The sequence below is a fragment of the Burkholderia aenigmatica genome (assembly GCF_902499175.1).
Lineage (GTDB): Bacteria > Pseudomonadota > Gammaproteobacteria > Burkholderiales > Burkholderiaceae > Burkholderia > Burkholderia aenigmatica.
Genome location: NZ_CABVQC010000090.1, coordinates 12755 through 31658 on the forward strand (window position 1 = coordinate 12755; position 18904 = coordinate 31658).

Annotated in this window: 19 protein-coding genes and 1 pseudogene; 9 read left to right on the forward strand and 11 right to left on the reverse strand. The window is 68.7% G+C overall.

The annotated features are described in order from the left end of the window. The first annotated feature begins 234 nt into the window (after window positions 1-234). Window positions 235-1008 (forward strand): phytanoyl-CoA dioxygenase family protein, encoded by a 774-nt coding sequence (locus BDO18943_RS38550; RefSeq protein ID WP_175026293.1) that lies wholly within the window; start codon window positions 235-237, stop codon window positions 1006-1008. A 149-nt stretch (window positions 1009-1157) separates the two neighbouring features. Here BDO18943_RS38550 and BDO18943_RS38555 read toward each other — a convergent pair whose 3' ends face one another. After that, window positions 1158-1364, reverse strand: a complete 207-nt coding sequence (locus tag BDO18943_RS38555) for a DUF3185 family protein (protein WP_031399695.1) — start codon at window positions 1362-1364, stop codon at window positions 1158-1160. Between the two features lie 193 nt (window positions 1365-1557). Here BDO18943_RS38555 and mgrA point away from each other — a divergent pair, with 193 nt between their 5' ends. Continuing rightward, window positions 1558-2601, forward strand: coding sequence for an L-glyceraldehyde 3-phosphate reductase (gene mgrA / locus BDO18943_RS38560; protein ID WP_043184696.1), 1044 nt, complete (start codon window positions 1558-1560; stop codon window positions 2599-2601). A 108-nt stretch (window positions 2602-2709) separates the two neighbouring features. Here the strand turns inward: mgrA and BDO18943_RS38565 are convergent, their stop codons facing one another. Further along, entirely contained in the window at window positions 2710-2895 is a 186-nt protein-coding gene (locus BDO18943_RS38565; RefSeq protein ID WP_011353526.1) for a hypothetical protein, read from the reverse strand. 303 nt (window positions 2896-3198) lie between these two features. Next, window positions 3199-4080 carry a DMT family transporter gene (locus BDO18943_RS38570; RefSeq protein ID WP_175026294.1) on the reverse strand — a complete coding sequence of 294 codons (882 nt, stop codon included), beginning with the start codon at window positions 4078-4080 and terminating at the stop codon, window positions 3199-3201. A 792-nt stretch (window positions 4081-4872) separates the two neighbouring features. Here BDO18943_RS38570 and BDO18943_RS38575 point away from each other — a divergent pair. After that, window positions 4873-5085, forward strand: a complete 213-nt coding sequence (locus tag BDO18943_RS38575) for a hypothetical protein (protein ID WP_011353523.1) — start codon at window positions 4873-4875, stop codon at window positions 5083-5085. 58 nt (window positions 5086-5143) lie between these two features. Beyond that, entirely contained in the window at window positions 5144-6166 is a 1023-nt protein-coding gene (locus tag BDO18943_RS38580) for a serine/threonine protein kinase (RefSeq protein ID WP_374101850.1), read from the forward strand. Window positions 6167-6238: 72 nt separating this feature from the next. Here the strand turns inward: BDO18943_RS38580 and BDO18943_RS38585 are convergent, their stop codons facing one another. Both BDO18943_RS38585 and BDO18943_RS42860 read right to left on the reverse strand, forming a co-directional pair. Then, on the reverse strand, window positions 6239-7681 hold the full coding sequence (locus BDO18943_RS38585) for a coniferyl aldehyde dehydrogenase (protein WP_175026296.1): 1443 nt from the start codon (window positions 7679-7681) through the stop codon (window positions 6239-6241). 39 nt (window positions 7682-7720) lie between these two features. Beyond that, window positions 7721-8317 carry a hypothetical protein gene (locus BDO18943_RS42860; protein ID WP_235996301.1) on the reverse strand — a complete coding sequence of 199 codons (597 nt, stop codon included), beginning with the start codon at window positions 8315-8317 and terminating at the stop codon, window positions 7721-7723. 286 nt (window positions 8318-8603) lie between these two features. On the opposite strand from BDO18943_RS42860, the gene BDO18943_RS38595 reads away from it, so the two are divergent. Then, window positions 8604-10244 (forward strand): GMC family oxidoreductase, encoded by a 1641-nt coding sequence (locus BDO18943_RS38595; RefSeq protein WP_175026298.1) that lies wholly within the window; start codon window positions 8604-8606, stop codon window positions 10242-10244. 27 nt (window positions 10245-10271) lie between these two features. Here BDO18943_RS38595 and BDO18943_RS38600 read toward each other — a convergent pair whose 3' ends face one another. Genes BDO18943_RS38600 through fliF form a run of 6 tightly spaced genes read right to left on the reverse strand, consistent with a single transcriptional unit; the run spans window position 10272 to window position 17088 of the window. Then, window positions 10272-11621: a flagellar hook-length control protein FliK gene (locus BDO18943_RS38600; RefSeq protein ID WP_175026299.1), complete on the reverse strand. Its 1350-nt coding sequence runs from the start codon at window positions 11619-11621 to the stop codon at window positions 10272-10274. A 31-nt stretch (window positions 11622-11652) separates the two neighbouring features. Further along, on the reverse strand, window positions 11653-12111 hold the full coding sequence (gene fliJ, locus BDO18943_RS38605; RefSeq protein WP_043184690.1) for a flagellar export protein FliJ: 459 nt from the start codon (window positions 12109-12111) through the stop codon (window positions 11653-11655). 5 nt (window positions 12112-12116) lie between these two features. Beyond that, a complete protein-coding gene (fliI, locus tag BDO18943_RS38610; protein WP_043184689.1) occupies window positions 12117-13670 on the reverse strand; it encodes a flagellar protein export ATPase FliI in 1554 nt (517 codons plus the stop codon). Continuing rightward, window positions 13664-14347, reverse strand: coding sequence for a flagellar assembly protein FliH (gene fliH / locus BDO18943_RS38615; RefSeq protein ID WP_175026300.1), 684 nt, complete (start codon window positions 14345-14347; stop codon window positions 13664-13666). The genes fliI and fliH overlap by 7 nt, the downstream gene beginning before the upstream one ends. Next, the gene (fliG, locus tag BDO18943_RS38620) at window positions 14340-15335 is read right to left on the reverse strand and encodes a flagellar motor switch protein FliG (RefSeq protein WP_043184685.1); all 996 of its coding nucleotides are present in this window, start codon (window positions 15333-15335) and stop codon (window positions 14340-14342) included. The genes fliH and fliG overlap by 8 nt, the downstream gene beginning before the upstream one ends. Further along, window positions 15325-17088, reverse strand: a complete 1764-nt coding sequence (fliF, locus tag BDO18943_RS38625) for a flagellar basal-body MS-ring/collar protein FliF (RefSeq protein WP_043184684.1) — start codon at window positions 17086-17088, stop codon at window positions 15325-15327. The genes fliG and fliF overlap by 11 nt, the downstream gene beginning before the upstream one ends. A gap of 249 nt (window positions 17089-17337) precedes the next feature. Here fliF and fliE point away from each other — a divergent pair, with 249 nt between their 5' ends. The 4 genes and pseudogenes from fliE to BDO18943_RS42865 form a co-directional block, all read left to right on the forward strand. Then, window positions 17338-17682 (forward strand): flagellar hook-basal body complex protein FliE, encoded by a 345-nt coding sequence (gene fliE / locus BDO18943_RS38630; protein ID WP_021164033.1) that lies wholly within the window; start codon window positions 17338-17340, stop codon window positions 17680-17682. Window positions 17683-17859: 177 nt separating this feature from the next. Continuing rightward, on the forward strand, window positions 17860-18294 hold the full coding sequence (fliS, locus tag BDO18943_RS38635; RefSeq protein WP_043184682.1) for a flagellar export chaperone FliS: 435 nt from the start codon (window positions 17860-17862) through the stop codon (window positions 18292-18294). Next, complete coding sequence (locus tag BDO18943_RS38640) at window positions 18291-18623, forward strand: flagellar protein FliT (protein ID WP_043184681.1); 333 nt, start codon at window positions 18291-18293, stop codon at window positions 18621-18623. Before fliS ends, BDO18943_RS38640 begins: the two co-directional genes overlap by 4 nt. A gap of 127 nt (window positions 18624-18750) precedes the next feature. After that, window positions 18751-18904 (forward strand): annotated as a pseudogene (locus BDO18943_RS42865) (flagellar hook-length control protein FliK); the annotation flags it as partial.

Sequence of the window (18904 nt, forward strand, 5' to 3'; positions counted from 1 at the left end):
AGGCCGCGACAGGCTACAGGGGATTCATGACGGGCAAAAGTCGCGATAAACCCTTGTGCCACAAGGCGTGTGCCGCATACCGCCTGTCGGTGAGGCCAGCGCCGCGCCGCACAGTTCCCTTGAGCCGGATCAAATCATCGATTGGCATGCCCCTGCGCACGATAATGGTGCTGTTCGCGGCATCCGGCGCCGATTTACAATCGTCACATTCACACAATAAACGTCTGGCATCCCATGTCGTCTCCATTGCAGTCGGAATCGATCCGCGCGCAAGTCGCGGAATTGCGCGAGCGCGGCTTCGTCGTCGCGCGTGGCCTCGTCGGCGAGGCACAGTGCGCGGCGCTCAGGCAGGTTGCGGAGCGCCAGTTGCGGGAGGCTGCCGAGCCGATCGAGTTCGAGGCGGACCTGCGCTATCCGGGCGCGCCCGAATCCAAGCATGCACCGGGCGGGCATACGGTGCGTCGGCTGCTCGATGCGTACTCGCGCGATCCGGCTTTCGCCGAGCGGGCGATCGCCCCCGAAATCGGTGCGTGGATGCGCGAGTATTTCGGTGAAGAACCGGTGCTGTCGCGCGCGCATCACAACTGCATGATGACGAAGCACCCCGCGTACGGCAGCCTGACCGGCTGGCATCGCGATTTCCGCTACTGGTCGTTCGAGCGTCCGGACATGGTGTCGGTGTGGCTCGCGCTCGGGCCGGAAACGAACGAGAACGGCGCGCTGTGGCTCGTACCGGGGTCGCATACGGCTGAATTCGGGCCTGAAGCGTTCGACGATGCGAAGTTCTTCCGCAGCGACCTGCCGGCGAACAAGACAATGATCGATGCGGCCACGTGCCCGTCGCTGCGGACGGGCGACGTCGTGTTCTTCCACAGCAACACGCTGCATTCGGCCGGGCAGAACCGTTCCGACCAGGTGAAGTTCTCGCTCGTGTACACCTATCACGGCGCGAGCAACCGGCCGCTGCCCGGCACGCGCTCGGCGGCGAAGCAGGAAGTGCCGTTCTAGGTTCGGAGCGGACGGGCGGCGACACCGCCGCGGTTACGCGATGCGGCGCATCGCGGGCGAATGGAACAACGGGCGGCCTGGCCGCCCGTTTCGTTTGGCGCGGCCCGATCGTGCGACGCGGGCCGTTCGCGGGTCGCGCGGCTGTGCGCTCAGCGCTTGCCGCCCGGCATCGCGAGGCCGATCAGGCCGATGAACGATGCGACGGCGCCGCCTGCGATCAGCAGGATCGTTTTCGTCGCGGGCGAACCGGTGAAGAAGCGCGACACGTTGTCGTTGATCGAATGGAACGACTGGCCGCCGAAATACAGCAGCACGACGCCACCGACGAGCAGCGCAACCGAGATGACCCGGGACATACCAACCTCGCTGAAACGATGATTCGAGACGCCGCAGTGTAGGCGACGACCGCGGCTGCGTCCATCGCCGTGCCGCCGTGCGTGTTTCGGCCGCTTTCGCTACCATAGTCGTCGTATGACTCTTTCGCCGCCGCCGCGCCGTGTGCGCGGCCGGCGCACGTCCCTTTCCCCGATGTCCTGACGGAACCGACTCATGGCCTACGAAGCAGCTTCCGAACGTTATGCCGACATGCAATACCGCACCTGTGGCAAATCCGGGCTCAAACTGCCCGCGCTGTCGCTCGGCCTGTGGCACAACTTCGGCGACTCGACGCCGATCTCGACGCAGCGCGAGATCCTGCGCACCGCGTTCGACCTCGGCATCAACCACTTCGATCTCGCGAACAACTACGGGCCGCCGTACGGCAGCGCCGAAACCAACTTCGGCCGGCTGCTGAAAGAGGATTTCCGGCCGTATCGAGACGAGCTGCTGATCTCGACCAAGGCCGGCTGGGACATGTGGCCGGGGCCGTACGGCAGCGGCGGCGGGTCGCGCAAGTACGTGCTCGCGAGCCTCGACCAGAGCCTGCAGCGGATGGGGCTCGACTACGTCGACATCTTCTATTCGCACCGCTTCGACGCGCACACGCCGCTCGAGGAAACGGCGGGCGCGCTCGCGTCGGCCGTGCAGCAGGGCAAGGCGCTCTACATCGGCATTTCGTCGTATTCGGCGGCGAAGACGCGCGAGATGGCCGAGTTGCTCGCGCAGTACAAGGTGCCGCTGCTGATCCACCAGCCGTCGTACAACCTGCTGAACCGCTGGGTCGAAACCGAACTGCTCGGTACGCTCGACGAGATCGGCACGGGCAGCATCGCGTTCACGCCGCTCGCGCAGGGGCTGCTCACGTCGAAGTACCTGAACGGCGTGCCGGCCGACGCGCGCGTGAACAAGCCGGGCGGCGGCTCGCTGAAGCAGGATCACCTGAGCGCGGACAATCTCGACCATGTGCGCAAGCTCAACGCGATCGCCGAACGGCGCGGGCAGAGCCTCGCGCAGATGGCGCTCGCATGGGTGCTGCGCAACGGCCGCGTGACGTCCGCGCTGATCGGCGCGAGCCGCGCGGAGCAGGTGCGTGAAAACGTCGGCGCGCTGAAGAACCTCGAGTTCTCGGCGGACGAACTCGCGGAGATCGATCGTTACGCGACGGAAGGCGGCATCAATCTGTGGGAAAAGCCGTCCACCGATCAGGCGATCTGACCGGCAGACGCTACGGCATGCGAAACATCGCGTGCCGTATCGATGGCTTGCGCGCAGCACATCGCATCGCTGCAATGCAGCGATGCGCGCCACGCACGGATTGCGCCGCTAGATCAGCGCAGGCAGGCCTTCGACGAGCAATACCGCGACGCCGACGCCGAGGATGACGCCCAGCACGCGCAGCAGGTTGTGGCGGAATTCGGTTGCGCACGGCACCGCGCCGAGAAATAGCGCTCCGGCCAGCGCCATCGGAATCAACAGGATGAAGTCGCCGATCGTGAAGTAGGTCGTCATGCGTGTCTCCAAGGTCGACCGGAGTGGGCGCTGGCGCGCTTGCTCCGGCCCCATGCCGGGTGTTTCTAGTATTGGTCCGACCCGATTGCGAGCGGGGCGGTCAGTTCGAGTATAGGCAACCCGCAGTGCTTTTCGCTATCCGAACCATTAAAAAATCAGCGGAAAGCCCCGCGAATCACGCATTTTTCCCGCAAGTTGGACGAATGCCTTGCACGTATCTTTCCCGTCCCTTTCGATTGTTGCGGAATCGTCGTATGTGCCCGATGCGTGCCGCCGCACCCGCGGGCGCGGCGGCACGCCCGCTCATGCGCGGTCGGGTTGCACGCGTGCGGCCGGCGCGCGGAACACGAGCGCGAGCCCCGCGACGATCGCGCCCATGCCGGCAAGTGCGAGCGGCTCGGGCCGGTTGCCGAGCCACGCGGCATCCATCAGCGTGGTGACGACGGGCACGAGATAGAACAGGCTCGTCACGTTGACGAGATCACCGCGCTGCATCAACCGGTAGAACAACAGTTGCGCGATCACCGAAATCACGATGCCGAGCCATAGCAGCGGGATCACGAACGACCAGCTCATGTCGAACGACACCGGCCGGAACGGCACGATTGCCACACACAGTACGAGGCCGATCGCATTCTGCAGCGGCAGCACGTCGGCGGGCGCCGCCCGCACGCGCTTTTGCAGCAGCGAGCCGGCGGTCAGCGCGACGAGCGCGGTGAGCGCGCACGCGATGCCCGCGAGCGACAGGCCGCCGTCCCCGGTGCCGCGGAACACGACGAGCGCGAGGCCGGCCAGCGACAGCGCGAGCCCCGCGATGCGCACGGGCTGCCAGCGCCGCTCGACGATCGCGAGCGTGAGGATCGGCTGCACACCGAGGATCGTCGCGAGCACGCCCGGCGCGATCCCGCGTTCGAGCGCGAGCAGGTAGAAGATCGAATAGCCGCCCATCATCAGCAAGCCGGTCAGTGCGGCCATGCGCCGCTCGCCGCGCGGCGGCAGCCAGCGTTTTCGCATGAAGGCCAGCCCGAGCAGCACGAGCGATGCCAGTGCGAAGCGTGCGGTGAGAAAGACGAACGCGGATGCGTGACGCAGACCGAGTTCAGCGAAGATCGCGCCGCTGCTCCACAGCAGCACGAAGAGCGACGTCGCGCCATGCGAGGCGAGCGCGCGTTTGAACGAAACCATGTGAATCCACCTGTCGAACGGATCGGAACGTTCCATCCGCGCGCGCAGCAATACGCCGTGCGTCACGACGCACGAAGGCAGGCCCGCGGGCGAATGGAAGACGAAACGGAAGCCGGCTGGTCAGCCGGCGCGTGCCGCCGGAGGGGGCGGCGCGGCGCCGACGAGCGGCGGTGCGACAGGAGGAGGAAGAACCGACGGATGCGCGCACGCCTGCGGCCGCGAGTCGAACTGCGGCCGGGATTTTGCAAGGGCGGACGTGAGCGGATGCATCGTGTCGGAATGCGCTTGAACGCGAATGAGTATCAAAGGTAACGCAAGGCCGGCATCGGACGCAACACCTGTCGCGTGGCATCGCATGATGAAGGGCGATGCGTGCGCAACGGTCGCTGCGGTGGCCGCGCTCGAGGCAGGGGGCAAGGCGATGACGGCGCAGTGCAGTTCGGCAACCGCCGCCGCCAGTCGCGCGAAATTGCCTGGCGAACCGGCACCGGGCCCACGATGCGCGCGGGACGTCCGTCACGTGCGCGCCGCGGTGATGCCGGGGATTCGGCGGGCAGTCACATTCGACAGGGTATGATGGGGGTAACCGGGCAGGCAAGCGCCTGCCTGGCGCAGTGGTTGATTGGAGACATTCGACGAATTCGCGGCACTTCGCCTGCTTCTTCTTCTTTTCGTGCTTCGATAAACCGTGAACAATGGGATTACGCGCAACGCTCCGTCGAGAGCGCGCGGATCGTGCATTTGCCGGCCCCCAGCGGGCCGGGTTTCAAGATTCAAGAGTGGGGAACCATCATGCATGTCGGGTCGATTGTCTGCACTACCCATATCGCGGTGCCGAAGGGCGCGCGCGGCATCGTCCAGCGCGTCCTGGGCGACATGGCCATGGTGACCTGGTACGCGGGCGTACCGGGCGAGTCGAAGGAACTCAACACCGAGCCGTTCTTTCTCGAGGACCTGATCGACACCGGCGAATCCGTGCTGCCGGCCGGCGCGGCGCTCCACTAAGCGCAACCACCGCACCGGGCGCTCGTCTTTCGGCCCGGCTGGCGGCACAATGCGGGGCATGAAAGACGTCACTTCTGCTCCCGCTTCTCCCGCCGGCCCGCCGTTCGCCGGACTCACGCCCGAGTGCGTGCTCGACGCGCTCGACAGCGTGCTGATGCCGGCCGGCCTGCGCACCGACGGGCGCCTGCTCGCGCTCAACAGCTACGAAAATCGCGTGTATCAGGTCGGCATCGAAGACGGCCCGCCGGTCGTCGCGAAGTTCTACCGTCCGGCACGCTGGTCGGACGAAGCGATCCTCGAAGAGCACGCGTTCGTCACCGAACTCGCCGCGCGCGAGATTCCGGCGGTGCCCGCGCGCGCATTCGAAGGCCGGACGCTGCACGCGTTCGACGGTTTCCGCTTCTCGATCTTCGAGCGGCGCGGCGGCCGCGCGCCCGATCTCGATCGCAGCGACACGCTCGAATGGCTGGGCCGCTTCATCGGCCGGATCCATGCGGTCGGCGCGACGCAGCCGTATGTCGCGCGCCCCGTGCTCGACATCAAGACGTTCGGCTACGAGCCGCGCGACTACCTGCTCGCGCACGATTTCATTCCGGACGATGTGCGGCCCGCATACGAGACGGCCGTGACGCTCGCGCTCGAAGGCGTCGAGGCCGCGTTCGAGCGGGCGGGCGAGATCCGCCTGTTGCGCACGCACGGCGACTGTCATCCGAGCAACGTGCTGTGGACCGATGCCGGCCCGCACTTCGTCGACTTCGACGACAGCCGAATGGCGCCCGCGATCCAGGACCTGTGGCTGCTGCTGCCGGGCGATCGCGAAGGCGCGTCGCGTGCGCTGGCGGACCTGCTGGCCGGCTACGAGGATTTCTGCGAATTCGAGCCGCGCGAGCTGCATCTCGTCGAAGCGCTGCGCACGCTGCGGCTGATCCATTACGCGGCATGGCTCGCGCGACGCTGGGACGATCCCGCATTTCCGGCCGCGTTCCCGTGGTTCAACACGCATCGTTACTGGGAAGCGCGCGTGCTCGAGTTGCGCGAGCAGATCGGCGCGATGCAGGAAGGGCCGCTCTGGCCCGTGTGACGGCGCGCGCGGCACCCTCGCCGCGCGGCGTGCTGGTGCGGGCCGCCGCGCGATGCGCGCGGCCCGTTCCACTCAGAACTTCAGCATCAGCTTGATCAGCGCGGCGAAGCGCTTGCCGTACGGCGGCGCGAGCAGGTTGCGCGCGTTCAGGCGCGCCTGCGTGAGCACCGGTTTCATCTTCGAGAACGTCACGAAGCCGTCGTAGCCGTGATACGCGCCCATGCCGCTCGCCCCGACACCACCGAACGGCAAACTGCCGCACGCGATGTGCATCAGCGTTTCGTTGATCGACACGCCGCCCGAGATCGTTTCGCGCATCACGCGGTCGATCGTGCCGCCGTCCTCGTCGAACAGGTAGAGCGCGAGCGGACGCGGGCGTGCATTCACGTACGCGATCGCTTCGTCGAGCCGTTCGTACGGCACGAGCGGCAGCAGCGGTCCGAAGATTTCCTCCTGCATCAGCTGCGACGCGGCCGGCACGTGCGTGACCGCGCACGGCACGAAGCGGCGCGACGTGGGATCGGATTGCGCGTCGGACAGCGGATGCAGTTGCGCGCCGGCTGCCTGCGCGTCGCTCGCGAGTTGCTGCAGCCGGGCGTAGTGGCGCGGCGACACGATCGTCGTGTAGTCGCCGTTGGCCGACAGGTCGGGATACATCTTCGCGAATCGAGCGCGCGCGCGTTCGATGAAGGCGGCTTCCATCCCGCGCGGCAGCAGCACGTAGTCGGGCGCGATGCAGGTCTGGCCCGCGTTCAGCGTCTTGCCCGCGACGATCGCGTCGACGGCCGCATCGAAGCGCGCGTTCGGGCCGACGATCGCCGGCGACTTGCCGCCGAGTTCGAGCGTGACGGGCGTGAGGTTGTCGGCGGCCGCGCGCATCACGTGGCGGCCGACGTGCGTCGAGCCAGTGAACAGCAGATGATCGAACGGCAGCCCGCTGAACGCGGCGCCCACTTCCGCATCGCCGTTCACGACCGCGACGTGGTCGCGCGTGAAGGTCTTGGCAATGAGCTGCTCGAACAGCGCCGACGTGCGCGGCGTCAGTTCGGACATCTTGATGATCGCGCGGTTGCCGGCCGCGAGCGCGCAGATCAGCGGGCCGGCCGCGAGCAGTACCGGATAGTTCCACGGCACGACGATGCCGACCACGCCGAGCGGTTGCGGAATCACCTTCGCGCGCGCCGGGCGTAGCCACTTGTTCATCGGCTTGCGCATCGGCTTCATCCAGCGCTTGCCGTGCTTGAGCGCGTCGTCGATCTCTTCCTTCGCCATCCAGATTTCAGACAGCAGCACTTCCTGCTTCGCGCGATGACCGAAATCGGCACTGATCGCTTCGGCGAGCGCATCCGCATGGTCGATCAGCATCGTGCGCAGCGCGCGCAGGTGCTGCACGCGCGTTTCCCATGCCGGGTACGGTGCGCGCAGGTAGGCCGCGCGCTGGTCGCGCAGCAGCGCCGTCAGTGCATCGACCGACGGCAGCGCTTGCGGGGCCAGTTCGGGCAGGTCGTTCTTCATGTCGTCTCCTCCAGTTGGGCCTGGCTGGTCGGCCGGCCGTCACGCCGCGCGCGCACGCTCGGCGACGCGGATCGGGGTGGTGCGTGTCGCGCGGCGCGGGGCCGGATGCGACGTGTGCTCGAAAACCGGTTGCCGCGTGCCGCGGGCGTCGCATCCACGCGACGGTGTGTGCATCCGGAAACCGTGTCGCGGCGCATCTGCATGCAGCGCGATGCGACTGTTACCGGGCGCGCGACGCTGCGGTGCGACTGCCTGACGGTGCACCGAAGCGGGGCAGCGCGACAGGTCCTTCAAACCATGCCGCAGCGCGTCGTGCCGCCGCAGCGACAAACCATCCAAACGGTCGGCAACGACACGCGCCGTTCGATTTCGATCGACTGCGCGCATGACGCCGCGCACCCCGTGCGGGCAGCCGTTTGAAATGAAATGCGGGCTGCGCGCATCGCATCCGGACAACCCGGTCGGCACGCAGCCTGCAGAACCTGGCGCTGCATCGTCGTCACACCTGTTTCGCGGCGGATCGGCTTCTCGAGGCCGGCGCGTCGCGCAAAGCGAATCGGTACATCTTAAATTTAGTTCACGCGGGCGTTTAGAGGAATCGCTCTTGAATCCGCACGCCGCGCGCGCGACGGCCATTCCTACAATGCGCCGAGGGTCTGTTTGCAGATGGCAACGCCAAATTAAAAAATCATGTCACGGGAATGCCCGAAATCGCCCGTATGGCGGCGTCGCTCGTCGCTTGTCCCCCAAGGGGACTTCCTTCGGGGCGTTTGGCAAGGCGCAAACGGCGCTCCTCGCTCCTTGCCCTCCGAGCGATTTCGGGCATTCGCATGCGTGTTCCATCTGCAAACAGACCCCCCAAAGAGGGGACGCGGTCGCGCGGCGGTGCCGGGCGCCTTCCATGACACGACGGAGACGTGACATGCAATACGACTACATCATCGTCGGCGGCGGTTCGGGCGGGTCGAGCCTGGCAGGCCGTCTCGCCGATGCCTGCCCCGATGCGACGATCGCACTGATCGAGGCCGGCTCGCATACGGAGCGCAATCTGCTCGTCAACATGCCGGTCGGCATCGCGGCGCTGGTGCCGTTCAAGCTCGGCACGAACTACGGCTACGAAACAGTGCCGCAGCCGGGCCTCGGCGGGCGGCGCGGCTACCAGCCGCGCGGGCGCGGGATGGGCGGCTCGAGCGCGATCAACGCGATGATCTACACGCGCGGCCACCCGGGTGACTACGACGAGTGGGCGCAGCTCGGCGCGACGGGCTGGGGCTGGCAGGACGTGCTGCCGTATTTCCGTCGCGCGGAAGGCAACGCGCGCGGCGCCGATGCGTGGCACGGTGCGGACGGCCCGCTGTCGGTGTCGGATCTGCGCTTTCGCAATCCGTTCTCCGAACGATTCATCCAGGCCGCGCACGCGGCCGGCTATCCGCTGAACGACGACTTCAACGGCGCGACGCAGGAAGGCGTCGGCTTCTATCAGGTCACGCACCGCGACGGTTCGCGCTGCAGCGTCGCCCGCGCGTACATATACGGCCGCAACCGGCCGAACCTGCACGTGATCACCGATGCGACGGTGCTGCGCGTCGTGTTCGACGGCAAGCGTGCGGCCGGCGTCGCGGTTGCGCGCAACGGGCGCGTCGAGACGCTCGACGCGCGCGCGGAAGTGATCCTGTCGGCCGGCGCGTTCAATTCGCCGCAACTGCTGATGTGTTCGGGGATCGGCCCGGCGGAGCAGCTGCGCCGGCACGGGATCGCGGTCGTGCAGGATGCGCCGGACGTCGGCACGAACCTGATCGACCATATCGACTTCATCATCAATACGCGCGTGAATTCGTCGGAGCTGGTCGGCGTGTGCCTGCGCGGGATCGCGAAGATGACGCCCGCGCTCGCGCGCTATTTCTCGAGCCGCACCGGGATGATGACGAGCAACGTCGCGGAGGCCGGCGGCTTCATCAAGAGCGATCCGTCGCTCGAACGTCCCGACCTGCAGCTGCATTTCTGCACGGCGCTCGTGGACGACCACAACCGCAAGATGCACTGGGGCTTCGGCTATTCGCTGCACGTGTGCGCGCTGCGGCCGTTCAGCCGCGGCACGGTGGCGCTTGCGAGCGGCGATGCGCGCGACGCCCCGCTGATCGATCCGCGCTTCTTCAGCGATGCGCGCGATCTCGACCTGCTCGTGCGCGGCACGCAGGCGATGCGCAGGATCCTGTCGCAGGCGCCGCTCGCGTCGCAGGGCGGGCGCGAGCTGTACACGCGGGCCGACCAGAGCGAAGCGGAACTGCGCAAGACGATCGTTGAGCATGCCGACACGATCTATCACCCGGTCGGCACCTGCCGGATGGGTTCGGACGCGCGCGCGGTCGTCGATCCGCAACTGTGCGTGCGCGGCGTCGAAGGGTTGCGCGTGGTGGATGCGTCGGTGATGCCGACGCTGGTCGGCGGGAACACGAATGCGCCGTCGGTGATGATCGGCGAACGTGCGGCGGACTTCATCGTCGCGACGCGCAAGGGCGCGGCGACGCGCGGCGAGGCCGCCGCGGCCGTGCACGGCCGCTGAGCGGCGCGCACACGGCGGCAGCCATGCTCAGGCAAACGTATCGACGAGGCGGGCGCGGCTCACGCTCGCGGCGGCCGGTGCGGATTGCGCAGCGTCGACCGGTGCATCGACGGCTGACGATCCGCCGCTCCCGCGCCGCGACGACTGGCCGCCGGCGAAGGTCTGTTGCGGGTTCTGCTGCTGCGCGAAGCCGCCGTCGCTGACGGTCGCGCTGCCGAGCCCGAGCCCGCCCGCTTCCATGGCCTCGCGCAGCTTCGGCAGCGCGGCTTCGACCGCGTCGCGCACCTGCGCGTGCTGCGACACGAACAGCGCGTGCGCGTGGTTGTCCGCGACGCGCAGCACGACCTGCAGCGGCCCGAGATCGGCCGGGTTGAGCGTCAGCTCGGCGCTCTGCTGGTGCGCATTCGACAGGAACACGACCTTCTGGCTCAGCGCGTCCGTCCAGTCCGGGGTGCCGATGTGCGGCGCGAGCGCGTGCGCGTTCGCGGCGGCGATCGCCCCCGCGGCCGGCGACAGCTGCAGGTTCGCCTGTGCCGCGGCCGCAGCCGTGGCGCCGGCCGCGAGCGTCGCGCTGGCGGCCGGATCGGTCGCGTCGCTGGCTGCCGCGAGCGCGTGCTGCTCGCCCGACTGCGCGTTCGCGTTGGCCTGCAGCGCCTGCGCGGTGGCTTGCGCCGGTGTTTGCTGGGTGGCGAGCGCACCCTTCGCGTCGGCGAGCGTGTGCTCGAAGGTCGGCACCTTCGGCGCCAGCGGGGCGGTGGTGCCGGTCGATGCGGTTGATGCGGTTGATGCGGCGGCCGATGCCGTCGCGCCGGTCGCGGGCATCGCGATCGCGCCCGAGCCGCCCGTGAGCCTGTCGAGCGCGGTTTGCAACGCATCGCGGCCCGACGCCGGCGTGGCCGGCTGGGCGGTCGCGTCCCTGGCCGCGTGATCCGTCAGCGTGGCCGTGGCATCGGGCTGGCCGGACACGACGGTCTTTTGCGCCGTGGTAGCGGCGGCGGCATCGGCCGGCGTCGCGTAGTCCGTGCGCGCCTGCAGTTGCGCCTGCACGGCCGCAGCGGCCGCGAGCGCGGCGGCATCGGGGTTGCTGGCGGCGTTCGTGGTCGTATCGTCGGTCGTGTCGTCGTCATCGGCTGCGGACGGCTTCGTGCCGGCGGCCGGCTTCGACGAAGCCTGTTTCGTCGACGCATCCGGCACGCTCGAATGCAACGCATCGCGACGCGTGATGACGCTTTGCTTCAGCGACTGCGCAAACGGCACGGCGGCCGTGGCGGTCGCGGCATCGTTGCCGGCGGCGCCGGACGAACCCGAGCTGCGGGCGGCCTTGAGGACGGTGCCGGCGGTGTCGAGCAGCGCGCCGAGCAGAGGCAGGGGAGGCATGACGGTTCTCTCGTTCGAATACGGGGGGCGGTTACGACGAACGGGCCGCGTCGGCCCGCATGCGCAGGATCTTCGCGGCGTGTTCGTCGGCGTCGCGCTGTTCGCGCCGGGCGTCGCGCTTCGCTTCCTGCGCCACGCCGCGCGCCTGCAGGATTTCGAACGAGCCGACCGTGCGCTTCTTCTGTTGCCAGTTCGGGCGTGCTTCGTCGATGCGGACTTCGGCCGCGGCCAGCACGTTGCGCTGCTGTGCGATCGCGGTGTCGAGCGTGTCGATGAACGCCTGGAAATTGCGCCAGTTGCCGGCCGGCATCCCGTGCTGCGCGGATTGCGAGAAGCGCGCGTGGTATTCGTCACGGTAGCGCAGCAGCGCGTCGAGCTGCTCGGCGGCGGCGGTGCGGTCGCGCTGCGCGGTGCCGAGCTGCTTCGTGGCCGAGTCGAGATCGTCCTGTGCGCGGTCGAGCAGCAACTGAAGGGGAAAGCCGTGAGCCATCGGGATCAGCCTCCGTAAGCGTCGAACAGTGCATCGAGCCCGGCGAGACTCGACGCGAACGGCGCGCATTCGCGAAAGCCCTGCTGCAGGAACGCCTCGATGCGCGGGTAGAGTGCGATCGCGCGATCGAGCTGCGCGTCGCGGCCGGGCGCGTACGCGCCGACCGCGATCAGGTCGCGATTGCGCTGGTAGCGCGACAGCATCTGCTTGAACTGCCGGACATGGTCGAGATGCGTTTCGTCGATCAGCGCGGTCATCGCGCGGCTGATCGACGCCTCGATGTCGATCGCCGGATAGTGGCCGGCCTCGGCGAGCGCGCGCGACAGCACGACGTGGCCGTCGAGGATCGCGCGTGCCGAATCGGCGATCGGGTCCTGCTGGTCGTCGCCTTCGGTCAGCACCGTGTAGAACGCGGTGATCGAGCCGCCGCCTTCCGGCCCGTTGCCGGTGCGCTCGACGAGCGCGGGCAGCTTCGCGAACACCGACGGCGGGTAGCCCTTCGTCGCGGGCGGCTCGCCGATTGCGAGCGCGATCTCGCGCTGCGCCATCGCGTAGCGGGTCAGCGAATCCATCAGCAGCAGCACGTGCTTGCCCTGGTCGCGGAAATACTCGGCAAGCGACGTCGCGTAGGCCGCGCCCTGCATTCGCAGCAGCGGCGACACGTCGGCCGGCGCCGCGACGACGACCGAGCGCGCGAGCCCATCCTCGCCGAGGATCTGTTCGATGAATTCCTTCACTTCGCGGCCGCGTTCGCCGATCAGCCCGATCACGATCACTTCCGCGCTGGTGTAGCGAGCCATCGTGCCGAGCAGCACCGACTTGCCGACGCCGGAGCCCGCGAACAGGCCCATCCGTTGCCCGCGACCGACGGTGAGCAGCGCGTTGATCGCGCGCACGCCGACGTCGAGCACGTGGTGGATCGGTTCGCGCTCGAGCGGGTTGATCGACGGCGCCGACAGCGGCGCGTCGACCTTCGACGCGAGCGGGCCGAGGCCGTCGAGCGGGCGGCCCGACGCGTCGACGACGCGCCCGAGCATTTCCCAGCCGACCGGCAGGCGCTTGGCGCCCGCCAGCGGATCGGTGACGGGCGCGCTTTCGCGTGGCCACACGCGCGCGCCGGGCAGCACGCCCGCGACGTCGGTGGTCGGCATCAGGAACAGGCGATCGCCGGCGAAGCCTACGACTTCGGCTTCCGCGTGCGGCAGCGTGCTGCCGGGCGGCAGTTCGATCGTGCACTCGGCGCCGACCGACAGGCGCAGCCCAATCGCCTCGAGCACGAGGCCGGCCGCGCGCGTGAGGCGCCCGCACGGCCGCAGCGGCAGCGCGCGGTGGCTGCGCGCGGCGAGCCCGTTCAGGTGGGTGCGCCAGTGCGCGAGATGCGGGTTGTGTGGCGCGCGCGGCGTGGCGCCGGAGGCGTCGGCCGCCGTAGCCGCGCGGTGCGGGGTGGTGTCATGTGCGGTGTCGTGCGCGGCGTCGGGGCCGAACGACGCGAGCGCGAGTTCGCGCTCCAGCGGCGTCAGGCCGTCGTGCGCGAGCGCCTCGGGCGGCCGCGTCACCACGTGCTCACCTTGCCGATCGCGGCGGCGACGCGCTGCCAGCGCGTGGGCAGCGTCGCGTCGACCTCACCGGTCGCGGCGTGCGCGCGGCAGCCGCCGCGCTCGATCGACGCGTCGGTGCGCACGTTCCAGCCGAGCGCATCGAGATCGTCCTGCAGATAGGCTTCGACGACGGGTAGGTCGGCCGGATTCACCGCGAGATGCGGTGCGCCGGACAGCGCGGGTTCGGCCGCGAGCACGTCACGCACGGCCGCGACGAGCGCGGCCGGGTCGTGCTTCACGTGCTGACGCACGACCTGCTGCGCGATGTCGAGCGCGAGCTGCGCGAGGTCGGCGGCCAGATCGTGCTCGACCGTCGACACGGCCTCGCGGAACGATGCGGCCAGCGCCGCGAGCTGCGCGGCCTGTTCGCGCGCGTCGGCCTGGCCGGTCTCGAAGCCGCGTTCGCGGCCCTGCTCGAAACCGGCCTGGTAGCCGAGTGCCTGGCCTTCGACGTGGCCGGCCGCATGGCCTTCGGCGTGCGCGGCGTCGCGCACGCGCTGCAGTTCCTCGGCGAGCGCGGCGGCCGCCGCGGCCGCGTCGTCGGGCGGCGGCGGGGGCGGCGGCGGGTCGAACGACGCCATCTCCCACCGCTGGTACGCGGTGAGGGTGCCCGCGCGATCGCTCGCCGAATCAGACATACGCGTCTTCCGCCTTGCCGCCGATCGCGATCGCGCCGCTCTCGGCCAGGTTGCGCACGATCTGCAGGATGCGGCGCTGCTGCGTCTCGACTTCGGACACGCGCACCGGGCCGCGCGCGTCGAGATCCTCGGCGAGCAGTTCGGCCGCGCGCTGCGACATGTTCGCGAGGAACTTCTGGCGCAGCGCCGGCGGCGCGCCCTTCAACGCGATGATCAGCGTTTCCGACTCGACTTCCTTGAGCACCATCTGGATCGCGCGATCCTCGAGGTCGAGCAGGTTCTCGAACACGAACATCTGGTCGACGATCTTCTGCGCGAGATCGGCGTCGTACTGGCGCACGCTCTCGAGCACGCCTTCCTCATGCACGCTCGTCATGAAGTTCAGGATCTCGGCCGCGGTGCGGATGCCGCCCATCGGGCTGCGCTTCAGGTTGTCGCTGCCGGACAGCAGGCCGGTGAGCACGTCGTCGAGCTCGCGCAGCGCGGCCGGCTGGATGCCGTCGAGGGTCGCGATCCGCAGCATCACGTCGTTGCGCAGCCGTTCGGCGAAGCACGACGCGATCTCGGACGCCTGGTCGCGGTCGAGGTGCACGAGGATCGTCGCGATGATCTGCGGATGCTCGTTCTTGATCAGTTCGGCCACCGCGCCCGAGTCCATCCATTTCAGGCCCTCGATGCCGCTCGTGTCGCTGCCCTGCAGGATGCGGTCGATCAGCACGCCGGCCTTGTCCTCGCCGAGCGCCTTGGTCAGCACCGAGCGGATGTACTCGCTCGAGTCGAGCGACAGCGCGGTGTGCTGCTCGGCTTCCTTCGCGAATTCCTGCAGCACGTCCTCGACCTGCTCGCGCGTGACGTTCTTCAGCGCGGCCATCGCGGCGCCGATCTTCTGCACCTCGCGCGGCGCGAGGAACTTGAATACCTGCGCGGCCTCTTCCTCGCCGATCGACATCAGCAGCAGCGCGCTCTTGGTCAAGCCTTCAGCGTTCATCGGACACCCAGTTCTTCACGACGGTCGCGACGATCTTCGGATCCTGGCGGGCGATCGTGCGCGCGTAGTCGAGGTTGCGTTCGTAGCGGTTCTTCTCGTTTTCGAAGCCCAGCAGCATCGGATCGGGTTCCTCGTTCTTGACCGGTGCCGGCAGGCCGTCGAGCGCGACCGGATCGTCCGGCGCGGCGAGCGCCGGCGCGGCCGGTTCGGGCGGCGGGAACGCGCGGCGCATCGCCGGGCGCACGAACATGAAATACAGCGCCGCCGCGGCCGCCGCGATGCCGAGCCACTTCGCGGCTTCCTTCGCCATCTCGATCATGTCGGGCTGGCGCCACCACGGCAGGTCGGCGTACGGGTCGCTGACGGTCGAGAACGCGCTGTTCACGACGTTCACCGAGTCGCCGCGCTTCTCGTCGTAGCCCATCGCGTCCTTCACGAGCTGTTCGACCTGCGCGAGCTTCGCGGGCGGCAGCGGCTGCATCGTCACGTGGCCCTTCGCGTCGGCGACCGGCTGGTAGTTGACGACGACCGCGACCGACAGCCGCTTCACGCTGCCCATCGGCTGTTCGAGATGGCGGATCGTCTTGTCGACCTCGTAGTTGGTCGTCTGGTCCTTGCGGTCGCTCACGGGCGTCGTCTGCGGCGCGTTCGGGCCGTTGCCGGCGACGATCGGCGCGGATGCCGGCTGCGGCGGCGTGTTCGACAGCGCGCCCGGCACGCCCGACGCGCCGCCCTGCGCGAGTTCGGTCGAGCTGCTGGTCTGCTGGCTGCGGATCGCGGCCTGCTGCGGCACGCCGTTCGGGCCGTAGCTTTCCGACGTCTGCTCGATCTTCGAGAAGTCGAGGTCCGCGCTGACCTGCGAGCGCGCGTTGCCCGCGCCGAAGATCGGCGCGAGGATCGCGTCGATGCGCTTCTGCGTGTTGTGCTCGACCTGCTGCACGTACTTGAGCTGGCTTGCGTCGAGGCCGGATGCCGACGCGGTCTGGGTCAGCAGGTTGCCGTCCTGGTCGACGATCGTCACGTTCTTCGCGGGCATGTCGGGCACGCCGGACGACACCATCCGCGTGATCGCCTGCACCTGGCCCTCGTCGAGCACGCGACCCGGGTAGAGGTCGACGAACACCGACGCGCTCGGCGCTTCCTTGTCGCGCACGAATACCGACGGCTTCGGGATCGCGAGATGCACGCGCGCGCCGCGCACGGCGTTGATCGATTCGATGGTGCGCTGCAGCTCGCCTTCGAGCGCGCGCTGGTAGTTGATCTGTTCGGCGAACTGGCTGATGCCGAATTTCTGGTTGTCCATCAGCTCGAAGCCGACCGAGCCGCCCTTCGGCAGCCCCATCGCGGCGAGCTTCAGGCGTGTTTCATGCACCTGGTTCGACGGCACGAGGATCGCGCCGCCGGCATCGGCGAACTTGTAGGGAACGTTTGCCTGCTGGAGCGCGGCAATGATCGCGCCGCCGTCGCGATCCGACAGGTTGCTGTACAGCACGCGGTAGTCGGGCGCGCGGCTCCACAGCACCAGCGCGGTGATCACGGCGATCGCGAACGCGACGGCGATCAGGAACGGCAGCTTCGGGTTGCCCTTCATCCGCGAGATGCCGGGAATGCGTTCCGCGAAGCCGCCAAGCCCGAAGTCCGCGCCTGCGCCACCCGCGCCCGGCAACGCGGCGGCCGCGGCGGCGCCGGGCGCCGGGCTGGCGAGGCCCGCGCGGGCGTCTGGGTTGATCAGCGAGTTGGCCTGCGAATCCATGCGTCGAGTTTCTCCGGAGCGGGACGACTGAGCTCGCTCGGACGAGCGGGCGGACAATGACACGATGCGATTATCGTGACCCGGGCCGGACTCCGATCGACCGAAAAGAGCGGGGTTTCCCCCGTACTTTCTCGGCTTTGACGCGCGGCGCGCTGCTATCCTTTTTCGCGATCCGGCATGGTGCGCGTGGTGCGGCGCCAGCGGATCCCCCGGTGCGTCCGGGCCTCTTCTCTCAGTTTTGGGGACAGCATGACTGCGAACGTCAGCGGAATCGGTTCGGTGTTGCAACAGATGCAGTCGATGGCCGCGCAGGCGTCCGGCGGCGTCGCGAGCCCGACGGCGGCGCTGGCCGGCTCGGGCGCGGCGACGGCCGGCACGTTCGCGAGCGCGATGAAGGCGTCGCTCGACAAGATCAGCGGCGACCAGCAGCACGCGCTCGGCGAGGCGCAGGCGTTCGAGGTCGGCGCGCCGAACGTGTCGCTGAACGACGTGATGGTCGACATGCAGAAAGCCAACATCGGCTTCCAGTTCGGGCTCCAGGTCCGCAACAAGCTCGTGAGCGCTTACAACGACATCATGCAGATGTCGGTGTGACAGGACGGCTACCGGGGACGGCCATCCGGTGAGCCCCCCGGGTTGGCCCTGCCGCCGCAGGGCAGGCCCCGCTTGCCTAAAGCTTTCCCGATCCCTTCCGATAACTCCGGTGAAGGCCGCATCGTGCGATGCACGATGTCGGTTCCCGTATAGCCAAGGCATAACAAGGAGAAGCGCATGTTTTCCCCAGGACACGCTGGAGCCAGTGCATACGCGCGTGTCGGCGTCGAGACCGGGGTGATGGGCGCCTCCCCGCACCGGTTGATCGCGATGCTGTACCAGGGCGCGCGGCAGGCGGTAGCGCTCGCGCGCATGCATTTGCAGCAGGGCAATGTGCCCGCGCGAGGCGAAGCGATCGGCAAGGCGATCCGGATCGTCGAGAGCGGACTGAAGGCGTCGCTGAACCGCGACGCGGGCGGCGAGATCGCGGAGCGGCTGGACGCGCTGTATGCGTATATCAGCGGGCGCCTGCTGGAAGCGAACGCGCAGGCGAGCGACGCGATGCTGGTCGAGGTCGACGGGCTGCTCGCGACGCTCGAGGAAGCATGGACGGGGATTGCCCCGGAAGTCGCGCGGATGGCCGCGCAACAGGCAGTGGAAGCATCACGATGAATCGCAAGGCCGAATACTTCGCACGTTACGAGGCGCTCGCCGCCGTGTCGGGCCGGATGCTGGGCGCGGCCCGCAGCGCCGACTGGAGCGCGTTGCCGGAGTTGCAGGCCGAATTCATGCAACTGGTGGACGGGCTGAAGGAGGCCGATCCGGGCGTCGTGCTCGACGAATCGGATCTCGGCCGCAAGCTTGACCTGATCCGCCGCATCCTGGCCGACGACGCCGCGATCCGCGATCTCGCGAGCCCGGACGTCGCGCGGCTGTCCGCGCTGTTCGAGGCGCGGCGCTCGACCAAGGTATTGACCGATCTCTACCGCGCGCGCGGGTAGGGCCCGTTTCCGGGGAAACGGGCGCGGGGGCGCACGAGCCCGTTGCGGCAGGCGCGCAGTTCCCGCGGGCGGCGGCGTGCCGTTCCCGGATTCGCAACGAAGTGGCTGAGGTGAGCAGGCTCCGATCATGACCGGTATCGACTCCGTTGCGGCCGCGCTGCTGGCGAGCCGCCTCGACAGCCTGCTGACCGGCACCGTGTCGGCGCCCGCCGGCGGCGGCGCGACCTCGCAGGTCGGCACGCCGGGTGCCGGCGCGTCGTCCTCGCCAGCGGCCGGCAGCC